Below are 10,791 nucleotides of genomic sequence, written 5' to 3' on the forward strand. Positions count from 1 at the left end.
GGCACCTTCACGGTTCGGCCGCCTGGGCCACGAAGGCGGCCCACGCCTCCTCGGTCAAACGCAACGCCAGGTTCGCTTCGGCGTGCTCGCGGGCACTGGTCAATGCCCGCATGCGCTGAAGATAATCGTCATCGCGCAGCTCGCCCTGGCTGTCCATGATCGCCTCCAGCTGGTTGCGATAAGGCAGGTCAAGGGCTTCGAACTGCGCCTTGTGTTGCTCCTTGAGGTAGTCGAGCCAGAAGTCCCGGCCACCGATGAAGCGCTGCAACGCCTGCGTCTGTTCAAGGCCCTCGATGCGCTGGCGGGCGCTGGCGATCTCGCCCTCATCCAGCGGCGCCAGGGCCGGGAACAACATGCTCTGTGGCTTGCTCGGCAAGTCCAGGGCCTCGCCCAGGGCAATGCGGTAGGCCAGGTTCAGCTCGACGACATCGACAACTGCCGCCGCGTTTGTTGGCGCCTGCGCCTGCTCGGCAACCAGCAGGTCCAGTTGCTCCTGGCGAAACAGCCGCCGACCCAGGCTCAATAGCCGCTGTGCCAGAGGCTGGTCGGTCGCCAGGTGCGAGGCGATGTATACCGACGCGCGGATTTCCAGGGTGGCAAAATTGAGGGTGACGCTGTCACCGCAGGTGATTGGTGAGGCCGCAAGCTCGAACAGCGACTCGCGCAGTTCGGGCGCTTTGCTGGCGGCATCAAGCAAAGCCCATACTCGCCCCCCCAGGTCAGCAGGCGTGCGCTGAAACTCGGCAGTCACGCTGAGGTCGGCCAGCAGCTGGAACAAACCTGTCGCCTGCGGCTCGTCGGCCAATGCCTGCCAGGTAGTCAGCGCCTGGGCGCTGTCGCCGGCCGGCGCCGCTTGCAGCCACAGGCGCCGCGCCTTGCTCACTGGCGACTGATGACTACGGCGGCTGGCCAGGCGAATACCGGTGCGCTGCTGGTACTGCTCAAGCTGTTCAAAGGTTGCCTGCGACAGCGGGTTGTCATGCAGCGCCAGCCCGCGGTTGATCCAGCCCGGGGCGTCGAGCACCGCTTGCGGCAGGCTGTCGATCTGGTTGTTGCGCAGGTCCAGGCGGTAGCCGTGATAGCGGTTCAACAGCCCGTGCGGCCAGGCTTGCAGCCCGGTGTTGCGCAGTTGCACCTCCTCCAGGCGCGACAAACGTTCAAGGTCCAGCAAGGGCCCCACAGGATTGTCATTGAGGTTGAGGATGCGCAGTTGCGACAGCCCGGCCAGTTGCCGGGCCGCCTGCTGGTCGAGTTCGATATGGTTACCCGGCGCCAACAAGCGCGCCAGCGCCGGCATGCCACTGAGGGCGTCGGGCAAACGGGTCAGGGCGTTGTTGCCCAGGTTCAACTCGCGCAAGCGCTTGAAGGGCAGCAGGAAAGCCGCCGAGGCGTCGCCCAGGCCCATGTTGTGCAACTGTAGATCGACCACATGGTCAAAATTGACCTCGGCCGGCCAGCCTGGCAAGTCGCCGGTGTACAGCCCTTCGAGGCTCAGGCTGTAACCGATGACGCTGTGGTTGGACCAACGTTTGGGCGACAGCTTGCGCCAGGCACGGCGGATCAGCAGCGCCGCCTGCTGACGGCTGCGGCGCAGGGCCTGGCCCGCTTCATCGACGGCTACTGATTGGCTCCAGGCCCGCAAGGTGCCGTCGAGCAGCTGGTATTCACGCTGATAGGCTTTGATGCGCGCCGCGACGTCGACACCATTGCGCTGCAGTGCGTCGACAAAGGCATCGGCGTCGGTATCCGAGAGCCCCGGGTACAGCTGGCGGATATCCCGCACCTGGGCCGCGCGGCGCCCACCGAACAGGCCGCGACCACTCAAGGGATAGCCGATACGCCCATCGGCCAAGCGCTGTGGCGGGTTGAACCAGGGGCGTTGCCTGGGCGTCGGTTGCAGCCACTGCCCAACCTTGCCGCGGTGCAGGTGCAACAGCTCGCCAAGGCGGCTGCGCAGCGGCGTGTCCAGCGCCGCCTGTTCCGAGGCAGACAGCGCGTTGCTCAAGGCACTGAACAGATCAAGGTAAAACTCGCCCGCGTGCTCCCCCGCCTGGCGATACAGCTGGTATCCCGACTCCAGCCTGACGATCTGGACGCGACGGCTGCCGGTCGCTATCGCGGCCGGGACGAGTCTGGGCCCTGACAGGCTGCCTTCGAACACCTCGATAGCCAGCGCCTGCGGCCAGCCTGGCAGTTGCCCAAGCAAGGCCAGGAACAACCTGTCGCTGTCGCGGCTGCGCACCGATTGCAGGTACAGCCCTTCGACGGCGCGGCTGATCCGTACATCGTGCAACGGCGCCCGTATGCGGTTGGCCATCGCCAGAGGCACCCGCCATTGCTCCACCAGGCGTTCCAGCTCAGCGTCACTGGCCGCCTCGAGCAGATCACCGACGAGGCTGCTAGGCAGCTCGGGAAAATCCACCTGGACCACGGATTCGGCGATGCCCGCCAGGCGCGTACGCAGGCCATAGCAATGGCTGAACAGCGCCTGGCGCAGCATCCTTGCGTGCCGGGCCAGCACCCCGGGCGCAGGGCTGGCGGTAGTGTCAGCGGGCAGGCGCGACACCAGGTAGTCACGCATCTGCGCCTCTGTGGTGTCCAGCGGTGCCCCAGCCGCAAGCTGGTCGATAAAACGCTCGATGTCCTGATCCAGACGCCAGCGCAACAGGCAGTCGCGCAGCAGGCCTGGAGCCGCCAGGTTGTCCAGGTGCAAGCGGCGTAACTGCCCGCCATCAAGGCCGCTTATGGTCAGAATCTGTTCTTGCGCAGGCTCCGCCAGCGTTGCCAGCTCAGGTAGCAGGCGCTTGAGCATGAACCGCGTGTCTTGCCACTGCAGCGGGTTCTCCCCGCCATGGCGCCACCCTCCCCGAGCATTGCCCTGCAGGACCGGCGAATAGCGTTCGCCCCCCTCGGGATGGACGATGCGCCATTGCCCCAGAGCGCTGTCGTGCTCCACCGCGTAAACCCGGTCGTCCAGGGTGAGATAAGGGCCCGGGGCGCCGCCAATGAACCCTTGGGCATCAGCCGTACCCGGTTCGATCCGGGCCTGGTAACCCGCCAGGTCGGGCTTCCACAAACGCGCCTGGCCTTGCCGGCTACTGACCGGTACCAGCGCCTCGATGAAGGCTGCGTGGCGCAGCGCCTTGCCCACCAGGTGCACGCCGGCGCCAGCGGCCGCAAACAACGCCAGGTTCTCGACCACGTCGGTCAGGTGTTCGAGCGCCTTGTCGCTGTCGCCCTGCAGCCAGTCCCCAAAGCCTTCGAACAATTGCGAGGCCAACTGCGCTGCAGCCACGCCGAGCATTACCGCACCCAGTACCGGCACAAACAAACCGGCAACATTGAGCAACAACAAGCCGGCGGTCTCGTAGGCATGCAGGCGTTCCACCCGCTGTTTTTCATCTTCGTCATCGGTAGGCACGGCCAGGGTGCGCGCATCGTTGCGGATCTTCGCCAGCTGTTGGCTGGCAAGGGTACTGAACAACGGCCCGGCGAAGGCCGACAAGCCCATGCTTATTGCCAGCGGCGCGCCCGGCGCAGCGCGCTGGCGCAGCTCACCCAGGGTCGCGGCAAATGCCGGTTGCTCGGCCTGGGGCACGAAGCGCGTGAACCAGCGCGCGTAGCCGGGCGATTTCAAGCGCACTCCCAGCTCACCCAGCATATCTTCCCGGGCACTGAACTGAACCAACGGACGTTGTGGGTCACCGGGGATGTACAATAGCCAGTTCAGTTGGCCAAGGCGCACCACGCCCGGCGATGTATTGAAGGCCGACTCCGGCAATAGCTCGAAGACCACCATGCCACTGAGCCTCACCCCACCCAAACGCACCTGCAGGGGGCGGATGACCGGGTCATCGCCCGGCTGCAGAAAATCTGCATGAATATGCTGCAGGAGTGCCGTGAAGCCGTACTCATCGAGCGCGCCACTGAGTACCGCGAGCAACGCGGCGACTTCCAGGTCGTGGTAGTGGCTGCGCCGCAGCATTTGCGTGAACTCGTCCGTCAGCACCTGATCCAGATGCCGCTGGTAGCGGCCACCCAGGTCGAGTGTGCGGCACAAGCCGGCGAAGGATTCGGGAGTCAATTGCGCCGAGGTTGCCAGCGGTCGCACGAACTGCAGCCGGGCCTTGCCCGCAAGCCCGCCATTGGCCGCCTCGGCCGCGCTGAAGTTCTGTAGCGCCGCCTGTAACAGGCTGTGGCTGGAGACCACTGCGGTTGAACCCTGGCGCGGCAGCGACAGCAAAGTCGAGGTTCGGCTCAGGTGCCGGGTGTGGACCAGTTGGTTGTGCTCGACGTCAAGGTCCACGCCGGTCTGCCTGCGCAATTGTTGCCGCAGCAAGGTGCGGGCGAAACTATCGAGTGGTTGAATGTTCGACAGTACGCCAGCAACCCGGGTACGTTGCTGCTGGCTCAACTGCATTGCGCGGCTCAGGGCCAGCAGGCGCTCGGCCGGCGCCTGCAGCAGCCATTGAGGCAGGTAGTCATGGACCTGGCTGTCGTTCACTGGCACGTGCGCCTGCGGGCCTGGCGTGCTCATCGCCCCTCCTCGCTGATGCCACCGGCGCTGGCCGAGGGGTGTTGCCCAAGGGCAAGGGTGGTCAACTGCAGGACCAGTTCGCCACGCGCCGCTTCCCGGGCCGCACCGATGTCATTGCTGCGCTGCAGGTACTGCTGGTCGGTGAGTTCGGCCTGCATCGCCTGCAGCGATTCCAGTTGCTGGAAGAACGGCTGGTCGAGCGCATCGAACGCCGCCTGTTGATGCGCTTCGATAAAGCGGACCCAGAATCCCCGTGCCGCCACCGATGCCGCCAGGCGTGGCGTGCGCTCGGCCATGCGGACCTGGTCGCGCATGGTGTTCAAGGCATGCCGATCGACGCCGGCGACAAAACGGTAAGCCATGCTCCGTGGCTGCCCGACCAGTTCCAGTTCGTCGGCAAGCCCGGTGCGAAAAGCCAGCAGGACTTCGATTTCGTCCGGGGCCATGCCCATCGCGCGACGCAGCTGGATTTCCTCGGCGCTCAGGCGGTCCACTTCATCCAGGCGAAACAGCGAACGGGCCAGGTTCAGCAACGGTTGCTGGCGACTGGCTCCGGTAAGGCCACGGGTCGCGGTGAGTTCATGGGCGCGCACCTCCAGGGCGCTGAAGTTCAGGGCGACGCTGTCCGAGCAGCTTCGCGGTGCGCCGGCCAGGGCGAACAGTTCGTTGCGCAAGCCGGTATCGTCATAACAACCCTCAAGCACCTCCCAGACACGGCGCGTGAGGTCCTGGCGCCGACGCCTGAAGTCGGCCGTCTCACGCAGGTCACCCAACAGGCGAAACAGGTCGGCGGAGCCTTCCTCCCCCTGCAGTGCCTGCCATTGCCGGGCGCGCTGCACGCGCACCTCGTCTTGCGATCCCGTCAGCCACTCCTCCTGCAGGTTGTCGAAGCGCGCATGACTGAAGCCGGCGACCGCCGGCAACAAACCGGCGCGTTCGAACGCCAGCAAGCGTTCGCGGCTCTCGGCGTTGAGCGGGTTGTCGTGGAAGTTGATGCGTTCGAGGATGCGCCGCGGGGCGTTGAACAGGCCCTCCTGCAACACCACAATGGGGTTTTCGCGCAGGTCGGCGCTCTCCAGCGCCGGGCGGCTGAGCAAGCCGGCCGGGACCGTGGTGATGGCGGTACTGCGCAGGCGCAACAAGCGCAAGCGCGACAGCGCGGTCACATCCGGCGGGGACGCCAGCGGATTGTGATCCAGGTCGAGCACCTCCAGGCGGCCCAGCGATACCAGCAGTTGATTGTCGGCCGGGGTCCAGGCAATCCGGTTGTGACTGAGGTTCAGCCAGGTCAGATGATTCAGCCCGTCAATGCCTTCAGGCACTCGGGCGAGATCACCGTGCACCACATCCAGCCAGCGCAATGCGCTAAAGCGCTGGAGAAAGCCTGGCGGCAATTCGGTGATCTGCAAGTCATTGAGGGTAATCTCCGCCACATGAGCAAAGCTGATGCTCTCGGGAAGCTGCGGCAATGCACCTATCGGCTCGTGCTCGAGCAGCAGGCGATAGTCGGCGCCGCGATTGCGCACCCGCGCCGTCTGCCGGCGCCAGCAGCGACGCAAGCGCGCGGCGACCCGTTCGCGGGCAGCGCCACGGATCGGGTCGGCCGCTTGCCAGCTGTAGAGGGTTTCATTGAGGGTTGCCAGCTCCTGATGCAGTGCCTGCAAGCCGCTCCACAACTCGCGGCCAGACACCCGCAACTCGGTGAGGAATTCGCCAACCTCGGCGTCGCTGAACGTGGGGTACAACTCACGCACGGCGCGATTGACTGCCTGCCGCCCGCCCACTCCACGCCCGCTCAAGGGGTAACCAATACGCCCGTCGGCCAGGCGCTGCGGCGGGTGAAACCACTGCCCCGGCTCGCTCAGGCCGATAATGCCAGCCACCTCCTCGCGTCGCGCCCCGCTCAGGGCCGCCAGCGTAGCGCTGCTGGCCCGGCCCGGGCTCTGCAGGTGGACAGCTTCCAGGGCGCGGTTGATGCGCACTTCGCGCATCAACAGGCGAGCCTCTTCCAGCATCGCCAAGGGCACTTTCGAGGTGTCCAGCAGGCTCTGCAGGTGATCGGCCCGGGCGTGGCTGCAGATCTCTTCGGCAACCACCAGCGGCAGCCCGGGAAAGTTGCGCTGGAGGATCTGCGCCCCGGCACCGGGGTTTGTCCGCCTATGGGCATAGAGGTAGTCAAAGGCATCCGGTCGTTGCTGTTCAAGGTGACTGGACAGACGCGCGATCAATTGCTGGCGCTCGCTCAGGCCCTCTGCGTCATCGCTCAGCAGCGTGCTCTTTTCGGTTTCATCCAGTGCCTGCAGAACCTGACTCAGCCAATCGCCACTGGCCGAAGGCACACCGGTCAGTTCAATGGTGCGCGATTGCTCGAGCGCCTGCTGGCCGAAACGCTCATCACCAAGCTGCAACAGCACTTGTGCGGGCCAGCCCTCAATAGCGGTCAGCGCCCGTAATAGCAAGGGTACCGGCTGGCCGACGTTACCCACGGTCAGGCTGCTGAGCATCGAGGCGAGCTGGTGGTCGAGCTGCACGCGCTCCAGCGCATCGACCAGCGTCGCCGGCACCGCCGCGCCCTGCACCTGCCAGTGCCTGACCTGCGCCTCCTCGGTGCCGGTAATTGCCAGTACCCGGTCCAGTTGCGCGTCGGATGCCCGGGCCCATTGCCCGCCGTAACGCCTGAGCATCAACCGGCTATCCTGCCAGTGCTGCGGGCTGTCCCAGGCCGGGCGCCAGCCCGTGGTACCGAGAAGCTCCAGGCGATGCTCGAACGCATTGGCCCGGTACGATTGCCAGTCGGGACTCCACAAGCGCTGGTGCTGGTCAGCTAGCGTTACCGGCACCAGGCCATCGACAAAGCCCGAACGCTTCACGGCCTTGACCAACGCCGTGCCACCGGCCACCAGCAAGGCGTTGGCCGCCAGGTTCTCCGCCACCCCGAGCAAGTGGTTCAAGGCCCCCTCTCGATCCCCCTGCTGCCAGTCTTCATAACCGTGATAGACCTCGCCGAGCATCTGTCCGATGGCGACACCGAGCATCACTTCCCCAAGCCCCGGAACAAAAAACGCCGCCAGGTTCGCCAGGGTCAACCCGGCGTCCAGGTACTCCTGCAACCTGACGTTGCGGTTGGCGCGGTCTTCATCATCGGTTGGCACCGCCAGCACCCGGGCGTCGTCCTCGATCTTGCTGATCCGTGCGCCTGCCAGCGTGGCCAGCAGCGGCCCGGCAAAGGAGAACTGTCGACCATCGAGCTCGATTGCCGAGCCCGCCGTGGCTTGCCTGAGCAGCCGCGTCAGGGTGATCACGAATGTCGCACGATCGCGTTCGCTGACAAAGCGTTGAAAGAACTTCCCGTACCCTGCTTGCGCAAAGCGTGTGGCAAGCGCCGAATACGCCGCACTCCACGAGTTGTAGTGTTTGACCGGGTGCAGCGGATCATCCGGCACATACAAGACCACCCCCAGAACATCGGAATAGCCATTGGGATCGAACAGTTTCTCGCGCATCTCAAACGCCACCACCCCGACCAGACGCTTGCCCAGCAGATTGAGGTGGTGGGGAAAACTGCTCAAGGTGGCATTGGGCACCAGCGGCCTGAGCGCCAGGACGCGCAACAGACAGTCATGGCTGGCGGCGTCGAGGTCGCCCTTGATCCAGGCCTGGTTGAGGGCGACGGCCAGGCCGCTGCGGCTGGCCTGCTCCAGGGTCTTGCTTACCTGCCTGGCCACCTCGCCAGCAGGGCTTAGCAGCGCCTTGAGGTGAGCCTGGTACTGGCCACCCAGGTCCAGTTCCCGGCACAGGCTGGCGAACGCTGCCACCGACAGCGGCTGCACTACGCCCTTTTCGTCGATGATCGCGGTCAGTTCGTCATGGCTACCCTCCACCGTTTCTTCAGCCGCAAAATTGTGCAGCGCGGCATGCAACAGGCTCTGGTAAGTGGTCTGCACGCGAAAAACCGGCGGCAGTGACGCTTGCGGCAGGCCGTCGAGAATGCGCCGCACCAGGCGCAAGCGCCAGGTGCGCACATTTACTCGTTGGGCAAAGCGCGCACCCAGCGCTGCGCTCAACAGTGGCGCGGCAAAATCTTCAGGAGACTGCAGCGAGTCCAGCAGTGCCTGCATCGGCACCTGGGCGCGCTGACTGTCGCCCATGCTCTGCTGCAAAGCTTGCACCGCAGCCAACGGCGCATCCCGTAACCAGCCTGGCAGGCGCTGGGCGATAAAGCTGTCGATCGAGGCATCGTCGTGGTCGTTCATGCTGACTTCCTGGTGTTGGAAAAGTCAGCAGCAGACCCTGGCCATGGTCTGCGCGGGTGCTATTTAAGTAGTGTGGCCCGCTGCGCTGCGCCTTCGTTGCCGGCCGGCGACGCCAGCCCGTAGTCAACTTCCTCGTTCCAGTCGTCACCGAACATTTCTGCCGGGTGCATGGTGCGGTCGGCGCCGTTGCCGCAAGCCAGGGCGTTGGCCGCGCAGTAGCGATCGCAGCCCCAGCAGATGCGCTCGGGGTGCTTGGGGCTGACAGGAAAGGGCTTGGCCATGAAGTGCCTCAGGCGGCAATGGGCGAGCGTTCACGCTAGCGCCCAGTGCCGGGTTTGCCCTTGATACAGATCAAGGGCGCTGATCCAGACTGGTATCAAACCTTGAAGCGCGCCACGGTCTGGCTCAGGCTGCCGGCCATCTGCGCCAGGTCCTGGCCGGCGCTGTCGGTGTGTTGCGCCCCCAGCAGCACCTGTTCGGAGAGGTTGCGAATACCCACCAGGTTGCGGTCCACCTCACGGGCCACCAGGGCCTGTTCTTCGGTGGCGCTGGCGATCATCAGGTTGCGCTCGTTGATCTGCGAAATCGACCGGGTGATCGCCTCCAGCGCTTCGCCGGCACGCTGGGCCACATCCAGGGTGGTGTGCACCAACTCGCTGCTGCTGAGCATGGCGGTCACCGCTTCGCTGGTGTCCTGCCGGATGTTGCCGATCATCTGCTCGATCTCCTGGGTCGACACCTGGGTACGATGGGCCAGGGCCCGCACCTCGTCGGCGACCACGGCAAAGCCGCGCCCGGCATCACCGGCGCGGGCTGCTTCGATGGCGGCGTTGAGCGCCAGCAGGTTGGTCTGTTCGGCGATGCTGCGGATCACATCCAGCACCGTGCTGATGTCCTGCACACGCCCGGCCAGTTGCTGGATGCGCGCGGAGGTATCGCTGACGCCGTCGGCCAGGGTGCTGATCGAGGCGACCGTCTCGCGCACCTGTTCACGGCCACGCTGGGCGGTTTGTTCGGAGACCTTCGAGGCTTCGCTGGTGCTCACCGCGTTGCGCGCCACTTCGTCCACCGCGGCGGTCATCTCGTTGACCGCCGCTGCCGCCTGTTCGATTTCCAGGCCCTGCAGCTGCAGGCTGCTGCTGGTCTGGCTGCTGACCGCGCTGAGTTCCTCGGAAGAACTGGCGACGCGCTCCACCGAAGCTGCGATGTGCTTGACCATGCTGTTCAGGCTCTGCTGCATCTGCTGCATGTTGAGCATCACGCTGCCGTCGGCACTGCCATGGGTCGGCACGGCGATGGTCAGGTCGCCCTCGGCGATCCGGCTGAGCACCCGCGCGGCGGTATCCGGCTCGCCGCCCAACGGCCGGGTGACGCTGCGGGTCACCAGCAGCGCAGCGGCGATCACCGCCAGCAGGCACAGCACGACCAGGCCGAGCATGTTCAGCCGGGCGTCGTTGTACAGGGCCTGGGCGGCCTGTTCGCGCTCGACGAAGATCTGCCCCTGCAAGGCCATCAGGCTTTCCAGGTGCTGGTATACCTCGTGCTCGGCGGGTACCACGTTTTGCTTGAGCTGGGTCATTGCCGCCTGCGCGTCACCCTGGCGGATCAGTGTCTGTACCTGGGTAAACGCCGCGACATAGGTTTCGCGGCTGGCTTTCAGCGCAGCGTAGGCGGCCTTGCCCTCGGGCAGGTAGAACAGCGGCTCAAGCGTTGCCAGGGCCTGGCTGATGCGCTGCTTGGTGGTGTCGATGGCCTGCTGCACCTGCAGGTTGTCCTTGTCGAGCAACAGGTCGCGGGTGTTGCGTGCGTTGTCGCGAACCCCGGTGGCGATGACCATGATCGGTTCGATCTTCGGCCAGTCCTGTTTGACGATCACCACCGCCTGCTCTTTGAGCGTGGCCAGGTCATGCAATGCATAAAAGGCCAGGCCCAGAAGCGCCAGGGGCGCGATGGCAAAACCGATGAGGATACGTTGTGCTGTGGTCAATCTGGTCATTTCAA

General features: G+C 65.3%; 4 protein-coding genes. All 4 read right to left on the reverse strand.

Features of this window, described 5'->3' with window-relative positions; genetic code table 11:
- Positions 1 to 7: 7 nt before the first annotated feature.
- Positions 8 to 4,537 (reverse strand): NEL-type E3 ubiquitin ligase domain-containing protein, encoded by a 4,530-nt coding sequence (locus LOY54_RS15505; protein ID WP_258607033.1) that lies wholly within the window; start codon positions 4,535 to 4,537, stop codon positions 8 to 10.
- A complete protein-coding gene (locus tag LOY54_RS15510; protein ID WP_258607035.1) occupies positions 4,534 to 8,790 on the reverse strand; it encodes an NEL-type E3 ubiquitin ligase domain-containing protein in 4,257 nt (1,418 codons plus the stop codon). Before LOY54_RS15510 ends, LOY54_RS15505 begins: the two co-directional genes overlap by 4 nt.
- A gap of 59 nt (positions 8,791 to 8,849) precedes the next feature.
- Positions 8,850 to 9,071, reverse strand: coding sequence for a DUF3079 domain-containing protein (locus LOY54_RS15515; protein ID WP_258607037.1), 222 nt, complete (start codon positions 9,069 to 9,071; stop codon positions 8,850 to 8,852).
- Between the two features lie 95 nt (positions 9,072 to 9,166).
- The gene (locus LOY54_RS15520) at positions 9,167 to 10,786 is read right to left on the reverse strand and encodes a methyl-accepting chemotaxis protein (RefSeq protein ID WP_195884336.1); all 1,620 of its coding nucleotides are present in this window, start codon (positions 10,784 to 10,786) and stop codon (positions 9,167 to 9,169) included.
- Between the last annotated feature and the right edge of the window lie 5 nt (positions 10,787 to 10,791).

It is taken from the genome of Pseudomonas sp. B21-032 (assembly GCF_024748965.1).
Taxonomy (GTDB): domain Bacteria; phylum Pseudomonadota; class Gammaproteobacteria; order Pseudomonadales; family Pseudomonadaceae; genus Aquipseudomonas.